Here is a 20,477-nt window from a genome sequence, read left to right as displayed (position 1 = left end):
ATGAAATCCGTCGAGAGTGCCTCCGTCCGGAGGCCGCAGCGGAAATACAAGCCGTGGCCCGGAATGTCGAGGGGCGGCAATTCGGGATCAAGAACTTGCCGTTGACGAAGCCATGTGTCGGTCCTAGAAGAGCAGCGAAAGTTCCGTGGTGATTTGGCCGGTCGGCTTGCAGCCACGTTAAACAACTTGCTAAAGGGCCGTTTGCATCTTGTAACCGGCTTTGCGAAGGCATGGCCGGTTTTTTGTTGCCCTGGCTGGTTGTTGCCCAGACCGGCGGTGGACAACTGAAGGCCGGGCAAGGAGATGTGATGGTCGCTTTGCGCGCGCGAAAAACCAACAACGAGGCCGACCAGCCGTCGAGCCCGGTGTTGCGTTTCGGCGCCGACAAGCCGCTCAAGCTCGACGCCGGCACGCTGCTGTCGCCGTTCCAGATCGCCTACCAGACCTATGGCACGCTCAACGACGAGCGCTCCAACGCCATCCTCGTCTGCCATGCGCTGACCGGCGACCAGCATGTCGCCAACACCAATCCCGTGACCGGCAAGCCGGGCTGGTGGGAAGTGCTGATCGGCCCCGGCAAGATCATCGACACCGATCGTTTCTTCGTCATCTCGTCCAACGTCATCGGCGGCTGTCTCGGCTCCACCGGCCCCGCCTCGACCAATCCCGCCACCGCCAAGCCCTACGGGCTCGACCTGCCGATCATCACCATCCGCGACATGGTGCGCGCGCAGCTGATGCTGGTCGAGCATTTCGGCATCGAACAACTGTTCAGCGTGCTGGGCGGCTCGATGGGCGGTATGCAGGTGCTGCAATGGGCCTCGAGCTATCCCGAGCGCGTTTTCTCGGCGCTGCCGATCGCCACCGGCGCCCGCCATTCTTCGCAGAACATCGCTTTCCACGAGGTCGGCAGGCAGGCAGTGATGGCCGACCCGGACTGGCATGGCGGCAAATATTTCGAGCACGGCAAGCGGCCGGAAAAGGGGCTGGCGGTGGCGCGCATGGCCGCTCACATCACCTATCTGTCGGAAGCAGCGCTGCACCGCAAGTTCGGCCGCAACCTGCAGGACCGCGAAGCGCTGACCTTCGGCTTCGATGCCGACTTCCAGATCGAGAGCTATCTGCGCCATCAGGGCATGACCTTCGTCGATCGCTTCGATGCCAACTCCTATCTCTACATGACCCGGGCGATGGACTATTTCGATCTCGCCGCCGACCATGGCGGCCGGCTGGCCGATGCCTTCGCCGGCACCAAGACGCGCTTCTGCCTGGTTTCGTTCACCAGCGACTGGCTGTTCCCGACCGAGGAGAGCCGCTCGGTCGTGCACGCGCTGAACGCGGCCGGCGCCTCGGTATCGTTCGTTGAGATCGAGACCGACCGTGGCCACGACGCCTTCCTGCTCGACGAGCCGGAACTGTTCGCCGCCATCAAAGGCTTCATCGCCTCGGCGGCGCGGGCCAGAGGGCTCGGCGCATGACCCCGAAAAGCTGCAGGCTGTTCGGATCAGGGCCATGCGCCAGGCATCAGCGCATGACCCCGAAAAGTTGCAGACTTTTCGGATCAGGGCCATGCGCCAGGCAGAAGGCGGGCCCATGAGCGTCAACCGCGCCCAGCGCGTCGACCTCGAGGTCGTCGCCGATCTCATCCCGCCGCAGTCGCGGGTGCTGGACGTCGGTTCCGGCGACGGCCTGCTGCTCGAATTGCTGCAGGCGACCAAGAAGGTCGACGGTCGCGGGCTGGAACTGTCGCAGCGCGGCGTCAACGAATGCGTGGCGCGCGGCCTGTCGGTCATCCAGGGCGATGCCGACAAGGATCTCCAATTCTATCCCGATAAGGGCTTCGACTTCGTCGTCTTGTCGCAGACCTTGCAGGCGACCCGCAATCCGAAATTAGTGCTCGACGAACTGCTCAGGATCGGCAACCGCGCCATCGTCTCATTCCCAAATTTCGGCCACTGGCGGGTGCGCTTTTCGCTACTGTTCAACGGCCGCATGCCGGTGACCAAGGACCTGCCCTATTCCTGGTATGACACCCCCAACATCCATTTCTGCACCATTCGCGATTTCGTCAATCTGTGCGACGAGCTTGGCGCGACGGTGGAAAAGGCGACCGCGCTCGACGCCAATGGCCAGCGGATCGGCTTCTCGATGCCGTGGTGGTTCTGGAATTTTTTCGGCCAGCAGGCGGTGTTTCTGCTGAAACGATAAGAGCCAATCGTCGCAGATCGTCCCCTTATTCGAGAACGTCGGTGGCCTTGTGCGGGTGCTGGACGCCATCGACCAGGACCACGTCGGACTGAGAATTGTCGGTGCGCAGCGGCGAGATCTCCTGATAGGCGGGCGAGCGGTACCATGCACGCGCCTGCTGCATGTCTGGAAATTCGATCATGACGAGGTGGCCCGGCTAGGTGTCTTCAACGACTTCCACCTCGCTGCCATGCACGATGAAGCGGCCGCCAAACGGCTCCAGCGTGGCATCGATCTTGTGCAGGTACTCGACGATCTGCGGCCCCGGCGTGACCTGGCGCATATGCGCGACGGCGTAGGCGGTCATGGCTGTCTCCCTGGTGGTCGAAGCCAGACAACCGGCTTGATGGGAGCAGTTTGCCGAGACCTTGCACGCTGGTCGATTACCCCCGAGGTAATGACACTGAATACAAACCGACGCGCCTCTGCCGTTGCTGCTCCGAACAGGGCCGTGCGCGAGCCCTGCTGTCACCTGAAAAATATTTCCGCCTGGCACCGATGATTTCCGCACGCCTGCGCTGTCCTATCGATGAGCGCGCCTGGATGGGCCGGCGGCCGGGAGCAGAGAGGTGATCCATGGGATCGTTGCAAGGTCAGAATGTTGTAGTCGTCGGAGGCAGCCGTGGGGTCGGCCGCTCCATCGCGGAGGCCGCCCTCAAGGAAAGGGCGACGGTGCTGGCCGTGGCCCGCGGAAAACAGGCCCTGGCGCAATTTGCCTGGGAGGTCTCGGGCGTGAAGACGCTCGTGGTCGATGCGACGGTGGACTCCGCCCCCGATAAGGTCTTCGCCGAGCTGGAACCGGACGTGCTGGTAATCTGTGCAGGCGCGCTGGCCCCTTCCGCGCCGCTGCACGAACAGAACTGGAAGGCGTTCTCCGCAAATTGGGACACGGACGTCAAGGCATCGTTCCTGTTTTGCCGGGCCGCTCTGCGGCGTCCGCTCAAGCCGGGAACCCGTATCGTTCTGATCTCCAGCGGCGCGGCCTTGACCGGCGGGCCACCCAATACCGGCGGCTATGCCGGCGCAAAACGCATGCAGATGTTCCTGGCCGGTCATAGCCAGAAGGAAGCCGACCGGCTCGGCCTCGGCCTTCGCTTCATGGCGCTCGCGCCGATGCGCATCATGCCGGAAACCGGCGTGGGCAAGGCCGGCGTCGACAGCGTCGCTGCTTATATGGGCATCCAGCCGGCGGACTTCATCGCCGCCATGACCGACATGCAAACCCCGGCCGACGTCGGACGGGCGGTGGTCGCGCTCGCCACCGGCCAGCCGCAAGGCAGTTCCTTCATGGTCAGCGGTAGCGGGCTTGCACCGGCCGCCTGAGGCGCGCGTAATGCAAAGCTCACTCGTAACCGCACAGCCCGCATGACAGGCGCTCAACCACCTCTGGAACCAGCACGCCAGCCGATCCTCGATCGGCTGGCCTTCGAGAAGGTCACGGCCGCCCATCGCCGCGAGCTCAAGCTGCATTGCTATCGCATGATGGGTTCGCTGCACGAGGCCGACGACCTCGTCCAGGACACGTTGCTTCGCGCCTGGCGCGCCAGGTCGGAGTTCGACGGGCGGGGTTCGGTTCGCGGTTGGCTCTACATGATCGCGACCAACGCTTGCCTCAACGCCATCAAGGCGAGGTCGAGGGCGCATCGCATTCTCCGGGAACCCGGACGGCCGCCCTCGCACGGGGCGGCCATAGGCGGGCCCGTGGCCGACATCGCCTGGCTGGAGCCCTACCCCGACGCCGAGCTTCCAGACATTGCCGGCAGCGAGCCAGGTCCGGAAGCCCGTTACGAGAGCCGCGAGGCCGTCCAGCTCGCCTTCGTCGCCGCGATCCAGGATCTGCCGCCCAGGCAGCGCGCCGCGCTGCTGCTTGCCGACGTCCTGGGATGGTCGGCCGTCGAGACGGCGCGTTTGCTGGGCGGATCGACGGCTTCGATCAACAGCGCGTTGCAGCGCGCCCGCGCAACGCTGGCGGCGCGCTATCCTCAGGGACGGCCGGCCAGCCGATCACGGCCCAGCCCCGAAGAAGGCCTGCTGCTCGAACGTTACATGCAGGCCTGGCAGGCCGCCAATCTCGACAGCTTGATCGAGCTGCTGCGCGAGGACGCCATCTATACAATGCCGCCTTGGCGCGAATGGTATCAAGGCCGCGAAGCGATCCGCGGTTTCTTCGAGACCGTCTGGCCGAGGTTTGGCGGCTTCCGCACGCTGGCCACTCGGGCCAATGCCCAGCCGGCGGTCGGGGTTTATTCCCGCAGCCACGATGGCCCTGAATGGCGGGCCCATTCCCTGCATGTGTTCGACGCGGCCGAGGGCGGGATCGCTTCCTTGACGATCTTCATAGGACCGCTCGGGCCATCTCTGTTCCCGGCCTTCGGCCTGCCACCAGCCTAACCTGCCCCTGGGCCAGCCTTATCGGTCGAGTTCCGGGAAATATGGGTCCGAGAAAAACCGCCGGTCGCGCTCGCCTTGCAGGCAGTCGATCGGTGCGTCGATGCGGATCGTCCTCGGATCCACCTTGGGATGCTCGATGCCGCTGACCTCGAGGATCAGTTTGCGACGAGTGGCGGTGGCGAATTCGGAAGCAGCATAGATCGGCAGCACGAACGAGCCAGGCCCGCCGGTGACGCATTCGGCATAATACCGGTCGAGATGGCTGAAGGTGGGTGACGGGCTGATCAGGATCGGCAGCCCGTTGATGACGATGCCCTTCGCCAGCGCCGCATCGCGTGCCGTCGTGACCGGCAAGCCGGTATTGTTTGGGCCGTCGCCCGAGACGTCGATGACGCGGCGTTTGCCGGTGAAGGCCGTGCCATTGAAAAGCTCGGCGCCAAAGGCCACTGCACCGGAAATCGAGGTGCCGCGAAAGCTCCTGAACGGGCGGGCCGCGATCTTGTCGGCGAAAGCGTTGGCGCTCTCCTTGCTGTCGACGACCTGCCAGGCAATGACCGCGTCGTCGCGGATGGTGCCGGCCCATTCGAAATAGGCGATGGCGATGCGGCCGGAGGTGCCGGCACGCACGGCGTTGATGAAGTCGGGATGGCGCAGCGCCGCGACATAGCCGGCGCGCTGCAGGGCAAACTCCCTTTCATCCATCGACTGCGAGATGTCGACGGCCAGCACCAGCTCGACATCGACGGCAAGTGCATTGGCCGGCGCGGCCGCAGGTGCCGCCGGGGCGCAGGCAAGGCAGGCGAGCAGGGCGAGAGCGTCAAGCATGGCCGATCGGAACGTTCCCATCTGAAACGATCGCGACAGTTTTTCGCCGCGATCGCGGCGAAATAAAGCTTGCCCTTCTATTTCTTGCGGCCGGCCGAGGCGATGGCCGGAGGCGGTTCGATGGCACCTGCCCTGATACGGACCGGCTTGAGGGGCGGTTGGCCGGCATCCTTGACGATGGTCAACGCCCGCCGGAAGAAGCGGGCATTGTGCTGGCCGCGGCCGATGTTGAGGATCGCGGCGTCGGGAAGGCGCTTCTCCAGCATCGACAGCACTTGCCTCAGCGTCGGGCCGTCGAACGCATCCAGCGCCTCGTCGATGATCACCCATTTCGGCCGTCGCAAGGCCAGCCTGGCAAAGGCCAGCAGACGCTGCTCGTCGTCGCTGAGCTCACGCTCCCAGCGCGCCGAGCGATCGAGCGAGGACGACAGGCGTTGCAGCCCGACATCGGCCAGCACCTCCGAGATCTCGGCATCGCTCGCCTCCGCCGCGCCGCCTGAATGGTTGAGCACCTCGCGCAGCTTGCCGAGCGGGAAATAGGGAGTACGCGGAACAAAGATCGGCGCTTCTCCGGCCGGCATGCCGATCCGTCCGCTGCCCCATGGCCACAGACCGGCAATGGCCCGGAAGAACAGCGTCTTGCCGGCGCCCGGATCTCCGGTGATCATGACCCGGTCGCCGGCGCGGATTTCGACATGCGGCTCGGCAAGCTTGGTGCATCCCTCCGGCGAGGCGACCTCGAGTTTCTCGAAGGTCAGGCTGCCGTCCGGGTTTTCGCCGAACGAAATGCGCCTTTCCGTATGGTGCAGCGCGTCGGTGTCGCCAAGCGCGATGCGGAAGTCGGCGACCCGCATCAGCGTAGCGCGCCAATCGGCGATGCCGCCGATATTGTTGATGAACCAACGCAGCGAAGAATGGACCTGGTTGAAGGCACCGACTGCCATCATCAGACCGCCAAAGCTGATATCGCCGGCAAAATAGACCGGTGAGGCGACCAGGATCGGCGCGACGACAGTGATCCAGCCGTAGGTGTCGGTGACCCAGGAAAGATTGATCTGGGCGCGGTAGATGTGCCGCATGGCGCCCAGCACCATGCCGAGATCGAATTCGAGGCGGCGCCTGGCATCGGCCTCGCCATGCGCCAGCGCGATGGCATCGACATTCTCGTTGACGCGAACCACCGAAGAACGCAGCTCCGCTTCACGCGTATAGCGATCGTTGTTGAAGCGGATCAGCGGCCGCCCGACCAACCAGCTCAACCAGGAGGCGGTGCCCGCATAAAGGATTGCCGCCCAGACCATGTAACCGGGTATGGCCAGCGAATGGGCGCCTATGTGGAAGACGAAGCCGGAAGACAGCGACCACAAGACGCCGACGAATGAGGCAAGCAGGATGCAGGACTGCAGCAGGCCGATGCCGAGGCCGGTGGAAAGATCCGAGAGATGCGCGACATCCTGCTGCAGGCGCTGGTCGGGATTGACGCCGATGGCGCCGGCATGGGCCAGCCGGAAGGCGCGCGCCGGCCGCATCCACTCGCCGATCAGGTCGAGCGTCAGCGCCTCGCGCAGCTTCAGGCGGATCATCTGGTCGAGCCAGGTCTGGCCCACGTTAAACAGAAGCAGCCCGCCGGCTATTGCCGCAAAGACCAGAAGCTGATGCAGGAAGGCCGGCATGTCGCGCCGCGCCAGCGCGTCGAAGAACGGCTGGTTCCAGCGATTGAGCAGAATCTGCCCGACCGAGGTTGCGACAATGACGGCGACGATGCCGATCGCGGCCCAAAACAATTGCTTTCGCACCGGCGAGGTGGTCAGCGCTATCTTGATTGTTGCCAGCTGCTCACGCAGGCTGCTGGCTTCGATCGAGGTGGCAAGCTTCTGGGCGCTGGCCTCGACATCCGGATGATCAGCCATGAGTGAATCCTTGCATTCGGAAGCGGTGCTGAAGCCCGGTCATAGAAATCGCCGGTCATAGAACCGATTGCGTATGCCTTCAATCGGGCAGCGAACCCGTCCGCGACAGATAGGTGAGAAAAAGCCTGCGTCGGATCACGAACGCGTCATCTGGCGGCGCCGGACGTTTGGCCCGCGACAGTCCGGCCAAGCGTCGGCGCGCCATGCGGCGAGAGAACCGGCACGAAGACGCGGCGGGACGCGCGCTGGGCAACCGGCACGCCTTGATAAAGCCGCTTCTGCGCCTCGACGACGATAACGCCCGAAAAGATCGGCCAGAAGCGCCGGCCGGCGCGTTCCAGCACATTGTGAAACTGCATCATGAAACGTCGCGGCGACGGCGGGAAGAACAGCGCATCGGACCATGCCGCCGGCGTGAAATTCGCTTCGCGCAGCAATTCAGTGAGCTGGCCGCGCGAGAACGGCCGGCCATTGCCGAAAGGCGTATGCTCGAAGCGCGCCCAGACGCCGCGCCGGTTGGGCACAACGATGACGACACGGCCGGCCGGCGACAGCACCCGCCAGATCTCGTTCAGCGTCTCGCGCGGGTTCTCGACATGTTCGAGCGAATGGACGAGCAGCATGCGGTCGATGCAGGAATCGACCAGCGGCAGTTCCTCGTCGAACACCAGCGCGGTCGCCGTCGGCCCCGTCGCCGGCCAGACCACCGCGCCCTGTGTTGCCGGCATGAAGGCAAAGACACGCTCGGCATCGCTGCCGAAGCGTTCCAGCCACGGCAAGGTATAGCCGAGACCGACCAGCCGCTCGTTGGGCACTACGGCCCATATCGAGGACAGCGCCATGGTGATCGAGCGTTCGGCCAGGCGGCCGAGCGTGGTCGAATAAAAAGAACGGAGATCGACAATGTCTGAATGCATGCGCGGAACGGTAGCTTCGAAGCAGTCCAAGTTCAACAAAGGCAGATGACATCGGCTGGCAGGCGCCCTATGTCTGCGGCAACAAAGGGAGAGATGCGATGCCGGTCGAGATCGAACAATTCATGTGCCGCAGCGACAATTTCGGCGTGCTGGTGCACGACCCGAAAAGCGGCCAGACGGCGCTCATCGATGCGCCCGAGGAGGCGCCCATCCTGGCGGCGATCAAGCGCACCGGCTGGACCCCGACGATGATTCTGACCACCCACCACCATCTCGACCATGTCGAGGCCAATTTGGCGCTGAAGGAGCGTTTCAAGCTGCGCATTGTCGGTCCGGAAGCCGAAAAGGCAAAGATTCCCGGCATCGACGAAACCGTCGAACAGGGCTCGGTTGTCCGCCTCGGCGACGAGCGGATCGAGGTCATCGCCACGCCCGGCCACACTGCGGGCCATGTCACCTATCATCTGCCGGCGTCGAAAGTGGCATTCGCCGCCGACACGCTGTTTGCGCTCGGCTGCGGGCGGCTGCTCGAATGCAAGCCGCCGGTGATGTACGAATCCCTGAAGAAGCTCGCGGCGCTGCCGGCCGACACGGTCGTCTATTGCGGCCATGAATATACGCTGGCCAACGCCCGTTTCGCGCTGACCCTCGACCCGACCAATTCGGCGCTGAAAGAGCGCGCCGCCAAGGTCGAGGCGTTGCGCGCCGACGGCAAGCCGACGCTGCCGACGACGATCGGCGAGGAACTGTCGACCAATCCGTTCCTGCGCTGGCACGATCCGGCGATCCGCAGACATCTCGGCCTGGAGAAGGCCTCCGACGCCGAAGTGTTCGCCGAGATCCGCAAGCGCAAGGACAATTTCTGAGCGGCGCCAGGAGCTAGGGTCATGACCAGTTCCGCCGAAATCATCGCTCTGCTCGGCCTCAAGCCGCATCCGGAAGGCGGCTGGTATGCCGAGACCTTTCGCGACGGCGCGGCAGGCACGCGCGGCCATTCGACGGCGATCTATTTCCTCCTCGAGAAGGACCAATTGTCGGCCTGGCACCGGGTCAAGGACGCGGCCGAGGTCTGGCATTTCTATGACGGTGCGCCGCTGGCGCTGTCGATACATCGAGAAGGCGGTCCCGTCATCGAGGAGGTCCTCGGTACGTCGCTTGCCGCAGGCGAGCGGCCGCAGATCGTCGTACCGGCAGGCTGGTGGCAGTCGGCACGCAGCCTCGGCGAATGGACCCTGGTCGGCTGCACCGTGGCGCCGGGTTTCGATTTCGCCGCCTTCGAACTTGCCGAACCAGGCTGGCTGCCGGGAACGCCATAGGCACCTAGCCCAGCAGGAAACCCAGCGTGATCGCCAGCTGGCCGACGTAATACAGCGCCCATGCCGCATGGCGCACCCAAATGCGATGCGGCGAGATGGCGGGCAGCAGGAACTTTTCCGCGGCGTGCAGCCCGTCGGACAGCATGAGCAGGACGATGCCGCCGATGACCCCGACGCTGTTCAGGGTGAGCGCCGCAATGCCCATGGCAAGCAGTGCCGCGGCATGCACGCCGATCGGCAAACGCAAGGCGGGGCCGACGCGGCGCCGGAGCGCGAAAACCATCGCCAGCACCGACACGGCCATCGCCAGCACGATCGCTGCTCGCCACGGCTCGGCCAAAAGCAGCCCGAGGCCGCCGCCGGCACGCAGGAACAGCACGACGTAAAGCACATGCGCGGCAAGAAAACTGGCGGTGCCGCCGAGAAATGCCTTCTCGCCGTCGCGCGACAGGAGGGCGTCGCCCACGGCGCTGACGCCGAGTGCTGCGACGAGCAGCCATGGACCGCCCTGCTGCACGACCAGCACCGCAAGCATCGCCACCGCCAATGTCCTTGCCGCCGACCGCGAAAGGCGGGGCGGCATGCCGAGGCTGAACGCGTAAATCACCGCCGCCGCCAGCGAAAATACCAGCGTCGCATTGGCATTGGCATCGATGCCGCCGGGAAACGGCATCAAGCGTTTGCCTCGCTCGTAGCCCTCTTGCGCAGGAACAGCGATTTCGCCGCCAGTGCCGCGCCGCCGGTGATCAACACGCAGGCGGCGAGGATGCGCCATGACGGCTCGGCGAAGCCGGCGGCGATCAGCACGAGGGTGGACAGCAGCGGCGCGGCATAGCTCGCCGCCCCCAGCACCTGGATGTTGCCGCGCTTGACGCCGATGTCCCAGGCATAGAACGCCGCCCCCACCGGCATCAGACCGAGGCCGAGCACGGCCAGCCACTGGCCGGCGCCGGCGGGCAGCACCGTCTGTTCAAGCAATAGGTGGCAGACCAGCGAAAGGGCCGCGGTGGCGGCGCAGAACCAGGTCACGATCGAGGTCGGCACCGACGGGAAGCGCCGCGACAACAGCGAATAGGACGACCACAGCACCGCGCAGACGCCGGCCATGGCGTAGCCGAAGGCATAACGCGCGTCGAAGGCAAGCCCGCCGCCTTTGGTGACGATCAGGACCGTGCCGGCAAGGCCGAGCAGCGCGCCGGCGACGTGGTTCCAGGCCAGCCGCTCGCCCGGCATCAGCGCCGACCCCAGCACGATCAGCAGCGGCCACAGATAGGCGATCAGGCTGGCCTCGACGGCCGGCGCATTGCGCAGCGCGGTGAAGTAGAAGAAGTGGTAGCCGAACAGGCCGGCAATGCCGATCACCCAGACCTGGCGCGGTATCTTCGCGGCGCCATCGGCTGCCGGCATCAACAGCCGGGCAACCAGCCCGACGCAAGTGCCGATCGTGAAGGTGATTGCTGAAAGCAGGAACGGCGGCACGGCGCCCGAAGCATCCGTAAGCAGCGCCAGCAGCGCCCACATGGCGACCGCGGAGAAGCCGATCAGTGTTGCGCGCGCCATAGCCGTCGCCCCCTGCCCATCGTTGGCGGCGCACCATCACGCCTATTCGTTTGCTTCGAACCGCTCCGCGCTGATCGTCAACGGGCCGATTTGCGTGCTGACCGTGGCGCGGATCGGCGCATATACGCCGCTTTGGCCGACTGGTGCAAACGTCACCATGATGCGGCTGCGTTTCTTCAGGTAATTCAGCGCCTTGCGGTTCTTGCGGTAACCGGCCACCGGCTCGAAGCCCAGCCTGCAAGTGACCGTATCGCCCTTGTAGCCGGCCACCGAGATCGACCCTTTGGACTCGTAGGTCAGTTTGAGATCGGCACGCATTTCGCCGTCATAGAGCTTCACCGTGCGCCCGCAGACCTGGTCGAGGCTGTCGGCATGGATGACGGTCGCGGCCATCGGATCGAGGACCGATACGAGATCGCTGCCGGCCAGCGGTATCCAGTTGTTGGGATTGCGCTTCTTCGGCTCAGGCACGACCTTGGTCGAGGTGACGACGCCGTTGGCAAACCGGATGTCGATCATCGATGCCTTCTTGCCGGACGTGTAGTCGGCGTGGAACGCTTGCGGCTGCAACCGCTTGCCCGAAATCTTGCCCTTCGACGAGATCGTACCTCGCGTATCGTCGAACAAAGTGGCGAGGCCGGCAGCGGAGACGCTGCCCTCGATCGAATAGGTGTCGCCCTCGTAGTGGCTGGAGAATTTCGCTTTGGCCACGGAAAGGCCGAGGAACGATACCGAATACTCGCCCGTGAAGGATTGCGGCTCAGCGGCCGAAACCGTCGTCGACAGCGCGACGGCCATCAGCACGACCAGGGCATGGAGGAAAGAACGAGGCATGGCGGGTCCTTGGTTGTCGACCGGACGGGCGGCTCCGGTCTGGCATGTCCCTGTGCGACCGCTTATAGGCTGAATTCCGGCCTTAATGTGAAAGGCGGCGTCGGCAGGGAACGCTGGGGAGGGTCCAGGGCCAGAAAAAAACCCGCCTCGGCGGGCGGGTCGTCGGTGCGAATCAGCACCATACTTAAATTAGTAGCATAGCTGCCGGCACAAAGCAAGAACAAAATGCGGCCATCGACGAATTTGCGGATCTGCCTCGGCCCGGATGAGGGAAAGGGTTGCGGCTTCACTCCGGCTTGGGCTCCTCGCCCCACGAAAGTGGGGAGAGCGCAACCATCATGCGGTGGGCGAGGAACCCAGGTCTTGAGACAACTGCGGGACAGCAACATCTCCTCCAGAAGAGGGCGATCAGCAGCTTCACTGACGACACCTACTCCGAAAGTGCGATTCCCCATGCCCGAAGCAACCCCCAAGCTTGACGCCTCGGCGAAATGCAACTATGGAACGCCAACTTTTTCCATGAGGCCGCCTGACCGAAACCGCGCGCCACCCGGCGCGGGTCGAATGTTTGGCCAGGACCGAGAACCGAAGGTTAGTATCATGTCCCGCACTTGCGAACTCACTGCCAAGGCAGTCATGTCCGGCAACAATGTGAGCCACGCCAACAACAAGACCAAGCGTCGCTTCCTGCCCAATCTCGTCAATGTGACGCTGATCTCGGAAGCGCTGAACCAGAATGTGCGCCTGCGCATTTCGGCCAACGCGCTGCGTTCGGTCGAGCATCGCGGCGGTCTCGATGCCTTCCTGGCCAAGGCCGATGCCAAGGAATTGTCGCAGCGCGCCCGCCTGTTGAAGAAGCAGATCGCCAAGAAGCTCGCCGAACAGCCGGCCGCCTGAGTTTTTCGGCGGCAGCCGCCTTCCAGGGCGTGACCGGGGTTCCGGATCGCGTTCCGCTGGTTCCATTACCCAGGATAAAAAAATGATCTTCCTCTCGCGGTACCTGCCCTTCGTGGCGGCCATGGCGCTCGTCGTCGTGGCCTCGAACATCCTTGTGCAGTTCCCGATGCAGGGTGCAATCGGCGGGTTGTCGTTGGCCGACATCCTGACCTGGGGCGCCTTCACCTATCCGTTCTCATTCCTGGTCACCGATCTCGCCAATCGCCGTTATGGGCCGGCGGTGGCGCGCAGGATCGTCTTTGTCGGCTTCATGACAGCGGTGATCTGCTCGATCGTCATCCCGCCGCTGCTGTTTCGCCACGGCCTGATCGAATTCGAGACCGCCGCCGACCGGCTGGTGCGCATTGCCACGGCCTCGGGCGCCGCCTTCCTCACCGCGCAGTTGCTCGACGTCACCGTGTTCAACCGGTTGCGCCGGCAGAGTTGGTGGCGCGCGCCGGTTGTCGGCACGCTGGTCGGCTCTGTCTTCGACACGGTGGTGTTTTTCACCGTCGCCTTTGCGGCGGCTTTCGCCTTCGCCGGACCGAACGACGGCTTTGCGCTGGAAACCGCGCCGCTGATGGGTGTGTTGCCGGTCGAGACGATGCGCTGGGTATCCTGGGCGCTCGGCGATCTCAGCGTCAAACTGGTCATAGCGGTGGTGGCGCTGATCCCCTACCGGCTGCTTGCCGCCCGCTGGAGCCAGCCGGCACTGGCGGCCTAGACCATGACCCGGAACCGAAGGTCCGCGTTAGCGGAAAGTGGGAACCGGTCTTCGGACAAGATCATGGTCGAACAAAGGGGCAGTCTTTGATCCCCTGGCTCCAACTGGATTCGGCAAAAACGCCTGACGGCGGACAGGAACTTCGCCTGAAACGGCGCGGCGGCGAATTCTCAATCATGCTTGGTGCGAACGAGCTGATGAACAGCCGGCTCAGCGGTTCCGAAGAGGCGCTTGCGAAACTGTCCTGTCAAAGGATTGCCGGCCGCCGGAACCCAAGCATCCTGATCGGCGGCCTCGGCATGGGCTTTACCTTGCGTGCGGCGCTGGCCGAGCTTGGCGACGAGGCCCAGGTCACCGTTGCCGAACTGGTGCCGGCAGTCGTGATTTGGGCTCGGGGCCCGATGGCCGAGCTGTTCGGCGGCTGCCTTGACGACCCGCGCGTCAGCATTCGTGAGGCCGATGTCGGTCAGCTCATCCGATCGCAAGCCTCGGCCTGGGATGCGATCCTGCTCGACGTCGACAACGGCCCCCAGGGCATCGTCTACAAGGGCAACGACGCGCTCTACGGCGGCGCCGGCCTGAACAGCGCGAGAGCAGCTCTCAAGCCCGGCGGTATGCTGGCGGTCTGGTCGCAGGGCCCTGACGCAGGCTTCACCCGGCGGCTCAAGCAGGCGAGCTTCACGGTCGAGGAGGTCAAGGCGCGGGCTCACGGCAAGCGCGGCGCCCGTCACGTCATCTGGCTCGCGAGCAAAGCCTAGCGGAAGCAATTTGGGCGGATTGCTGTTTGGGCTCCGCCCGGCACACCGACTACTGCGGTTTCTGAAGCTCGGCGACGAGCGCCTGCAGCAGCCCGCGATCGCGCGTCAATCCTCGTGCAGGATGAATTCCAGGTAAAGATTGCGCTGCAGGATCGAGTGATTGTCGTCGGACATCATGGACACGATCAGCGCGCCATCGTCGCGGGTCCAGACGTCGAGCGCTTCCATATTGTCGATCTGGTAACCCATGTCGGCTTCGAGCAGCACCGGCCCGTCGGCGACAGCGCCCTTCTCGACGCTTTCGCCATAGATGCGCCGCAGCCGCATCTTGACGCCGCCGGCCATCGAAAAACTGCGCTCCAGAAGCAACAGGTCGCCATCCGGCAGGAAGGCGCCGTCGGTGATGTCGAAATCGCCATTGCGCTTGACGGTGAAGACGCCCTTGTGCGGCCCTTCGATGATCGCGGCAAAGATGTTACCGGCCTTGTCGAGGCTCTTTTCCGACACCACGACCAGCCCGCCCGCGTGCTGTCCGTAAGGATGGGCGCGGGTGACGGTCTCGAAGCCGCGATTGCGCCGAAGTTCCCAGGCCGGGATCAGGAAGTCCAATTGCCTGAACGGCGCCCTCATGTCATCCGGATCGATCTTGAACTCTGCGATACGGTGATCGCGCTCGAAACCGACCGTGGCAATGCCGTCCTGGACCGCGAGGCCTTCGGCATCGACCGCCCATTTCTCGTCGATCGGCTGGCCGGCCGCATCGACCATCTGCTGCATGCGAAAATTCTGGATGCCGGAAGGCCGCTTGTCGGCATCGTGGACGAGGGTGCCGAAGAACCAGAAGCCGGTGTCGGCGACGCCGATGAAATCGCTGCCGGGCTTGAGGAACCGAAGCGCCGACAGCGCGCCGAAATCGCGCGTCGACGAGGTCATTTCGAGCCCGCCGACGAATTCAAGCGGCCCGAACTGTTTGTCCGGCCGGCCGATGTGGAATTCGCTGATCGGCCGTGCCGTGATCTCGGCCGGCTCGACCGAGGCCGGGCCGGCAGCGACAGCCGGCGCCAAACCGATGCCTAACAACGCAATGGCGGCCAAAAGCTTCTGCCAAAAGCCGCCGCGGGAAAAAATCATCCGGCGCGCCGTATGCCGCCGCGCCGCGTGTCGCGCACGGTTTCCTCGGCGAACAGCGAGGCCAGCTGCTCGGTCATGGCGCCGGCCAGTTCTTCGGCATCGACGATGGTTACAGCGCGGCGATAGTAGCGGGTGACGTCGTGGCCGATGCCGATGGCCAAAAGCTCGACCGGCGAGCGCGTCTCGATGAGCTCGATGATGGCGCGCAGATGCCGCTCGAGATAATTACCCGGATTGACCGACAGCGTCGAATCGTCGACCGGCGCGCCGTCCGAGATCATCATCAGGATCTTGCGCTGCTCCGGCCGCGCGATCAGCCGGTTATGCGCCCACAGCAGCGCCTCGCCGTCGATGTTTTCCTTGAGCAGGCCCTCGCGCATCATCAGCCCGAGATTGCGGCGCGCCCGCCGCCACGGATGATCGGCGGATTTGTAGATGATGTGGCGCAGATCGTTGAGACGGCCGGGGTTCGGCGGCTTGCCTTCCTTCAACCATTTCTCGCGCGCCTGTCCGCCCTTCCAGGCGCGGGTGGTGAAGCCGAGGATTTCGACCGAGACGCCGCAGCGTTCCAGCGTGCGCGCCAGAATGTCGGCGCAGGTCGCGGCGACCGTGATCGGCCGGCCGCGCATCGAACCCGAATTATCGAGCACCAGCGACACCACGGTGTCGCGAAATTTTGTATCACGCTCCTGCTTGAAGGACAGAGGCTGCATCGGGTCGATGACGACGCGCACCAGCCGTGCCGGATCGAGATAGCCTTCTTCGAGGTCGAAATCCCAGGAGCGGTTCTGCTGCGCCATCAGCCGGCGCTGCAGCCGGTTGGCCAGCCGCCCGACCACGCCCGAAAGGTTGGCGAGCTGCTTGTCGAGGAAGGCGCGCAGCCGGTCGAGCTCCTCCTCCTCACACAGTTCCTCCGCACCTACGGTCTCGTCGAAGGCGGTGGTGAAGACCTTGTAGTCGATCTCTTTCGGCAGATTGGTGAAGGGATTGTCGTTGCGGCGCGCCTCGCCGGGCGTCTCTGCATCGGCATCGTCGTCGTCGGAGAGATCCTCGGCGGAGGCGTCGGAGGCTTCGGTCTCGGCCGATTGCTCGTCGTCGGACGATGCCTCGGTATCCTCTGACTGCGACTGCTCGGAGCCGGAATCGTCTTCGCCGCCCTCCTCGCTCTGCTCCTCGCCTTGCGGCTGGTTTTCGTCGTTGTCCTCGGAGTCTTCCGTCTCCTGGTCGTCGCCGAGCTCCTCCGCCATTTCCATGGAGGCGAGCATCTCGCGCACGACGCGGGCGAACGCCTGCTGGTCGTCGAGCTTTGCCGACAGCCCGTCGAGATCGGCACTGGCTTTTTCCTCGACCCAAGGGCGCCAGAGATCGACCAGCCGTTCGCCGCTCTTCGGCACAGTGCGGCCGGTCAGCTTTTCGCGCACCATCAGCGCCAGCGCCTCCTCGATCGGCGCGTCGGCCTTGTCCTTGACGTCGGCGAGGTTGGCCCTGGCGTATTTGTCCTCGAGCATCGAGCCGATATTGTCGGCAACGCCCTGCATGGCGCGGCTGCCGATCGCCTCGACCCGGGCCTGCTCGACCGCGTCGTAGATGGCGCGGGCCTGTTTGCCTTCCGGCGCCAGCCTGGTGTGGATGCGCGTATCATGGCAGGCGCGCTTCAGCGCCATGGAATCGCCGAGCCCGCGGGTAATGGCGATGTCCGCCTTTGATGCCTTCTTCGGCAGTTCCGGCAGCCGGGCGCGGCTGCCGGCCAGCGCCGGCCGGTCCTTGGCGAAACCGACCTCGAGATCCTTGTCGCCGGCGATGGCGCGCATGCAGACGGTAACCGCGCGCTTGAAGCTGTCGGCCTCAGCGCCGGTCTTGGATTTGTTTCGCGTGTTGTCGCCCGGACCCGCCATCGAGACTCTGCTTAGCCCAGCACCACATTCGCCGCCGATTCCGGCAAATCTTCGCCGAAGGCGCGCTGGTAGAATTCGGCGACCAGCGAGCGTTCGAGCTCGTCGCATTTGTTGAGGAAGGTCAGCCGAAACGCCATGCCGATATTGCCGAAGATTTCGGCATTCTCGGCCCAGGTGATAACCGTGCGCGGGCTCATAACCGTCGACAAATCGCCGTTGATGAAGGCCGAGCGCGTCATGTCGGCGACACGGACCATCTTGTTGACGATCTCCTTGCCCTTGCCGTCGCGATAGTGCTTGGCCTTGGCCAGCACGATGTTCACTTCGTTGTCGTGCGGCAAATAGTTCAGCGTGGTGACGATCGACCAGCGGTCCATCTGCGCCTGGTTGATCTGCTGGGTGCCGTGGTAGAGGCCTGTGGTGTCGCCGAGGCCAACCGTGTTGGCGGTCGAAAACAGCCGGAAGGCCGGATGCGGGCGGATAACCCGGCTCTGGTCGAGCAGCGTCAGCCGGCCCGACGATTCCAGCACGCGCTGGATGACGAACATCACGTCCGGGCGGCCGGCATCGTACTCGTCGAAGCACAGCGCGACATTGTGCTGATAGGCCCAGGGCAGGATGCCGTCGCGGAATTCGGTGATCTGCAGCCCGTCCTTGACGACGATGGCGTCCTTGCCGACGAGGTCGATACGGCTGACATGGCTGTCGAGGTTGACACGCACGCAAGGCCAGTTGAGGCGGGCGGCGACCTGCTCGATATGCGTCGACTTGCCGGTGCCGTGATAGCCCGACACCATGACGCGGCGGTTATAGGCAAAGCCGGCGAGGATCGCCATCGTCGTGTTCTTGTCGAACAGGTAGTCCGGATCGATGTCGGGCACATGCTCGCTCGTCACCGAATAGGCCGGCACCACCATCTTGGAGTCGAAGCCGAATGTCTCCTTCACCGACACCGTGGTGTCGGGCAAGTTGGCGATGTCGCGATCGACCTTGTTCATCTCTATCACGTCTCCACAAGCGAAACGCCGCGTTTCGCTGGTAATCGATTTTGTTCGGGGGCGGTCTTAGAGCCTTTTCCAACCCTATGAAAGTTGGAAAGCGACACGAACCGTAAGGTCGCTCAGCACAAACCTGCCTGCTTGAGCACGCGATACGCCTGGAGCACATCGCGGAACCGGTCTTCCGAACCTCTGTCGCCGCCATTCGCATCCGGATGGTGGCGTTTCACAAGTTCCTTATAGCGCGCCTTGATATCCTTGCCACTTGCCTTTGTATCAAGGCCAAGCGTTTCCAGTGCCTTGGCCTCAAGCGGCTTGGCCTTGCGCTCGCGTGCTTCGCGCGGGTCCTTCGGGCCTTTGAACAGGTCGAAGGGATCGCGCATGCGATTGTAGTAGCCGGCACGGCCGGAACGCGCCTGGGCGAAGTCGGGCGAGGAGCGTGTCGAGGCGCCGTTGACGCCCATTTTCCAGGTCGGCCGGTGGCCGGTCATGGCTTCCTTCTGGAAGCGCGCGATCTCGGTGTCGGGAACGCCCGAGAAATAATTGAAGCCCTTGTTGTACTCGCGCACGTGGTCGAAGCAGAACTGGAAATACTCGCCTTCCTTCATGCGTCCGACCGGGGCGCGGTGGGTACCGGCCTCCTTGCAGCCATCCCACTGGCAGATCGGCGAACGCGACTTCAGCTCCGCGTCCTTCTCCGGGCGGATACGAATCTTTTCGAAATATTTTGGGTACGGCTTCATCTCACCCATTTATGGGCCGTTCGCGGATGCGAAACAAGAATTGACATTTTCGCGATGATCGCCCTAACCGCTGAATCGCGGCATAAAACCGGCGAATGGCGAATTTGTGCGATGACATAGATGTGGTGAAGGGAAGCGGCGATGTCCATACAGGCAACGATGGAAGATAAGCTGAAAAAGGCGTTTTCGCCGGAACGGCTGGACGTCATCAACGAAAGCCATCTCCATGCCGGTCATCATCACGTGGATTCCGGCCATCACGCTGCCTTCGACGGCGCCGGCGAGACGCATTTCCGCGTCCGCATCGTCGCGCCAGCCTTTGCCGGCATGAGCCGCGTCGAGCGTCACCGTGCAGTCAACGATCTGCTGGCCGAAGAGTTGAAATCCGGCGTCCACGCCCTGGCGATCGAGCCGGCGGCGCCCGGCGAAAAGACCCGCTGGTAGATCAGCCGAGGCTCGCCCTCAGGAAAGCTATCACCGCCGCTGTCAATGCATCGCCTTCGGTGCCGAAGTCGCGATTGATCGACATGTGCGAATAGGCGCTGCCGTCGAACAGCGTGACCCTGGTTCCGGTGGCGCGCAGACGCCCGGCGAAGGCCTGCGCGTCCGCCGCGCGGGCTTTCGCCCGTGAATGGGCGATGAAGGTCGGCGGGTGCTTGCGGCCTTCCACATAGGTGACAGGCGACAGCGCGCGCCACTGCGCCGGATCGGGAAAGGCGCGGGCATAGACCCCTGCCATGCCGCCGCTCCTGGCCAATGCCTCCAGGTCGTAAGCCCTGGTGTCGTCGAGGATCAGCGCCGCGACCCCGGGCAGGCCGCCGCGCAGGCCGGTCAATGCGACGAGATGGCAGCCGGCCGAATGGCCCATCGCGACGATCCGGTCCGGATCGCCGCCATGCCTGGCGATGTTGGCGCGGACGTAGCGATAGGCCAGTTCGACATCCGCCGCCTGGGTGGCGACGTCGGCCTCGGGCAGCATCCGGTAGTCGATCGAGACGAAGCAGAAGCCATTGTCGAGCAGGAATTGCGGCTTGGCATTGACGTTGCCGCGACTGCCGACCCGCCAGGCGCCGCCATGGACGAAGAAGACGACCGGCAGGCCGCTTGCGCCCGCGCGGGAATAGATGTCGAGCTTGGCCGGCCCATAGTCGAAGGTTTCGGGCAACGGCGAACGCAGCTGCAATGCCGCCGCCTGCCCCGGCAACAGCGCCGCCATCGACACCAGAAGCAGGCTTCGCCGATCGATTGTCATAGACTCCTGACTGCCCAAGGCTGCCACACGGTGCGCACTG

General features: G+C 64.3%; 22 protein-coding genes, 1 pseudogene and 1 riboswitch. Of the genes and pseudogenes, 10 read left to right on the top strand and 13 right to left on the bottom strand.

The window, feature by feature from the left end; translation table 11 throughout:
- Positions 1-135: 135 nt before the first annotated feature.
- A riboswitch (SAM riboswitch) is annotated at positions 136-213 on the top strand.
- A gap of 95 nt (positions 214-308) precedes the next feature.
- Positions 309-1,478 carry a homoserine O-acetyltransferase MetX gene (metX, locus tag NKH83_RS02290; RefSeq protein WP_254816640.1) on the top strand — a complete coding sequence of 390 codons (1,170 nt, stop codon included), beginning with the start codon at positions 309-311 and terminating at the stop codon, positions 1,476-1,478.
- A 115-nt stretch (positions 1,479-1,593) separates the two neighbouring features.
- Complete coding sequence (gene metW / locus NKH83_RS02285; protein WP_254817066.1) at positions 1,594-2,208, top strand: methionine biosynthesis protein MetW; 615 nt, start codon at positions 1,594-1,596, stop codon at positions 2,206-2,208.
- Positions 2,209-2,233: 25 nt separating this feature from the next.
- On the opposite strand, the pseudogene NKH83_RS02280 reads toward metW, so the two are convergent.
- A pseudogene (locus NKH83_RS02280) lies at positions 2,234-2,554 on the bottom strand (DUF1330 domain-containing protein).
- Positions 2,555-2,823: 269 nt separating this feature from the next.
- Between NKH83_RS02280 and NKH83_RS02275 the strand changes: the two are divergent.
- Positions 2,824-3,570: an SDR family NAD(P)-dependent oxidoreductase gene (locus tag NKH83_RS02275; RefSeq protein ID WP_352801891.1), complete on the top strand. Its 747-nt coding sequence runs from the start codon at positions 2,824-2,826 to the stop codon at positions 3,568-3,570.
- Between the two features lie 42 nt (positions 3,571-3,612).
- Positions 3,613-4,638 carry an RNA polymerase subunit sigma-70 gene (locus NKH83_RS02270; protein WP_352801889.1) on the top strand — a complete coding sequence of 342 codons (1,026 nt, stop codon included), beginning with the start codon at positions 3,613-3,615 and terminating at the stop codon, positions 4,636-4,638.
- A gap of 18 nt (positions 4,639-4,656) precedes the next feature.
- Here the strand turns inward: NKH83_RS02270 and NKH83_RS02265 are convergent, their stop codons facing one another.
- The 3 genes from NKH83_RS02265 to NKH83_RS02255 all read right to left on the bottom strand — a co-directional run bounded on the left by NKH83_RS02265 (position 4,657) and on the right by NKH83_RS02255 (position 8,290).
- Positions 4,657-5,463, bottom strand: coding sequence for a DUF1194 domain-containing protein (locus tag NKH83_RS02265; RefSeq protein WP_352801887.1), 807 nt, complete (start codon positions 5,461-5,463; stop codon positions 4,657-4,659).
- A 77-nt stretch (positions 5,464-5,540) separates the two neighbouring features.
- Entirely contained in the window at positions 5,541-7,373 is a 1,833-nt protein-coding gene (locus NKH83_RS02260; RefSeq protein ID WP_352801885.1) for an ABC transporter ATP-binding protein/permease, read from the bottom strand.
- A gap of 146 nt (positions 7,374-7,519) precedes the next feature.
- On the bottom strand, positions 7,520-8,290 hold the full coding sequence (locus NKH83_RS02255) for a class I SAM-dependent methyltransferase (RefSeq protein WP_352801883.1): 771 nt from the start codon (positions 8,288-8,290) through the stop codon (positions 7,520-7,522).
- Between the two features lie 98 nt (positions 8,291-8,388).
- Here NKH83_RS02255 and gloB point away from each other — a divergent pair, with 98 nt between their 5' ends.
- Both gloB and NKH83_RS02245 read left to right on the top strand, forming a co-directional pair.
- Complete coding sequence (gene gloB, locus NKH83_RS02250; protein ID WP_352476255.1) at positions 8,389-9,156, top strand: hydroxyacylglutathione hydrolase; 768 nt, start codon at positions 8,389-8,391, stop codon at positions 9,154-9,156.
- Positions 9,157-9,177: 21 nt separating this feature from the next.
- Positions 9,178-9,606, top strand: a complete 429-nt coding sequence (locus NKH83_RS02245; RefSeq protein ID WP_352476254.1) for a cupin domain-containing protein — start codon at positions 9,178-9,180, stop codon at positions 9,604-9,606.
- 4 nt (positions 9,607-9,610) lie between these two features.
- On the opposite strand, the gene NKH83_RS02240 is transcribed toward NKH83_RS02245, so the two are convergent.
- The 4 genes from NKH83_RS02240 to NKH83_RS02225 all read right to left on the bottom strand — a co-directional run bounded on the left by NKH83_RS02240 (position 9,611) and on the right by NKH83_RS02225 (position 12,290).
- The gene (locus NKH83_RS02240) at positions 9,611-10,279 is read right to left on the bottom strand and encodes a lysoplasmalogenase family protein (RefSeq protein WP_352476253.1); all 669 of its coding nucleotides are present in this window, start codon (positions 10,277-10,279) and stop codon (positions 9,611-9,613) included.
- A complete protein-coding gene (yddG, locus tag NKH83_RS02235; protein ID WP_352476252.1) occupies positions 10,279-11,166 on the bottom strand; it encodes an aromatic amino acid exporter YddG in 888 nt (295 codons plus the stop codon). The genes NKH83_RS02240 and yddG overlap by 1 nt, the downstream gene beginning before the upstream one ends.
- A 42-nt stretch (positions 11,167-11,208) precedes the next feature.
- Positions 11,209-12,000: a DUF3108 domain-containing protein gene (locus tag NKH83_RS02230; protein WP_352649297.1), complete on the bottom strand. Its 792-nt coding sequence runs from the start codon at positions 11,998-12,000 to the stop codon at positions 11,209-11,211.
- Between the two features lie 62 nt (positions 12,001-12,062).
- Positions 12,063-12,290 (bottom strand): hypothetical protein, encoded by a 228-nt coding sequence (locus NKH83_RS02225; protein WP_352801880.1) that lies wholly within the window; start codon positions 12,288-12,290, stop codon positions 12,063-12,065.
- A 310-nt stretch (positions 12,291-12,600) separates the two neighbouring features.
- Here NKH83_RS02225 and rpmB point away from each other — a divergent pair, with 310 nt between their 5' ends.
- The 3 genes from rpmB to NKH83_RS02210 all read left to right on the top strand — a co-directional run bounded on the left by rpmB (position 12,601) and on the right by NKH83_RS02210 (position 14,418).
- Positions 12,601-12,897 carry a 50S ribosomal protein L28 gene (gene rpmB, locus NKH83_RS02220; RefSeq protein WP_006328411.1) on the top strand — a complete coding sequence of 99 codons (297 nt, stop codon included), beginning with the start codon at positions 12,601-12,603 and terminating at the stop codon, positions 12,895-12,897.
- An 82-nt stretch (positions 12,898-12,979) separates the two neighbouring features.
- Positions 12,980-13,660, top strand: coding sequence for a queuosine precursor transporter (locus NKH83_RS02215; RefSeq protein WP_352476250.1), 681 nt, complete (start codon positions 12,980-12,982; stop codon positions 13,658-13,660).
- An 86-nt stretch (positions 13,661-13,746) separates the two neighbouring features.
- On the top strand, positions 13,747-14,418 hold the full coding sequence (locus NKH83_RS02210; RefSeq protein WP_352476249.1) for a spermidine synthase: 672 nt from the start codon (positions 13,747-13,749) through the stop codon (positions 14,416-14,418).
- Positions 14,419-14,523: 105 nt separating this feature from the next.
- Here the strand turns inward: NKH83_RS02210 and NKH83_RS02205 are convergent, their stop codons facing one another.
- The 4 genes from NKH83_RS02205 to NKH83_RS02190 form a co-directional block, all read right to left on the bottom strand.
- The gene (locus tag NKH83_RS02205; RefSeq protein WP_352476248.1) at positions 14,524-15,549 is read right to left on the bottom strand and encodes an esterase-like activity of phytase family protein; all 1,026 of its coding nucleotides are present in this window, start codon (positions 15,547-15,549) and stop codon (positions 14,524-14,526) included.
- Positions 15,546-17,444: a cobaltochelatase subunit CobT gene (gene cobT, locus NKH83_RS02200; RefSeq protein WP_352476247.1), complete on the bottom strand. Its 1,899-nt coding sequence runs from the start codon at positions 17,442-17,444 to the stop codon at positions 15,546-15,548. Before cobT ends, NKH83_RS02205 begins: the two co-directional genes overlap by 4 nt.
- 11 nt (positions 17,445-17,455) lie before the next feature.
- A complete protein-coding gene (gene cobS, locus NKH83_RS02195; RefSeq protein WP_023721131.1) occupies positions 17,456-18,442 on the bottom strand; it encodes a cobaltochelatase subunit CobS in 987 nt (328 codons plus the stop codon).
- Positions 18,443-18,564: 122 nt separating this feature from the next.
- Complete coding sequence (locus NKH83_RS02190) at positions 18,565-19,194, bottom strand: J domain-containing protein (protein WP_254816626.1); 630 nt, start codon at positions 19,192-19,194, stop codon at positions 18,565-18,567.
- A gap of 132 nt (positions 19,195-19,326) precedes the next feature.
- On the opposite strand from NKH83_RS02190, the gene NKH83_RS02185 reads away from it, so the two are divergent.
- Positions 19,327-19,629 (top strand): BolA family protein, encoded by a 303-nt coding sequence (locus NKH83_RS02185; protein ID WP_352476246.1) that lies wholly within the window; start codon positions 19,327-19,329, stop codon positions 19,627-19,629.
- Position 19,630: 1 nt separating this feature from the next.
- Here the strand turns inward: NKH83_RS02185 and NKH83_RS02180 are convergent, their stop codons facing one another.
- Positions 19,631-20,437 carry an alpha/beta hydrolase gene (locus tag NKH83_RS02180; RefSeq protein ID WP_352476245.1) on the bottom strand — a complete coding sequence of 269 codons (807 nt, stop codon included), beginning with the start codon at positions 20,435-20,437 and terminating at the stop codon, positions 19,631-19,633.
- Positions 20,438-20,477 lie beyond the last annotated feature (40 nt).

It is taken from the genome of Mesorhizobium sp. M0909 (assembly GCF_040319515.1).
In the GTDB taxonomy this organism is placed as follows: Bacteria; Pseudomonadota; Alphaproteobacteria; order Rhizobiales; family Rhizobiaceae; genus Mesorhizobium.
Note: the sequence above shows the minus strand (reverse complement) of the source record. Positions and strands in the feature narration are given on the sequence as shown.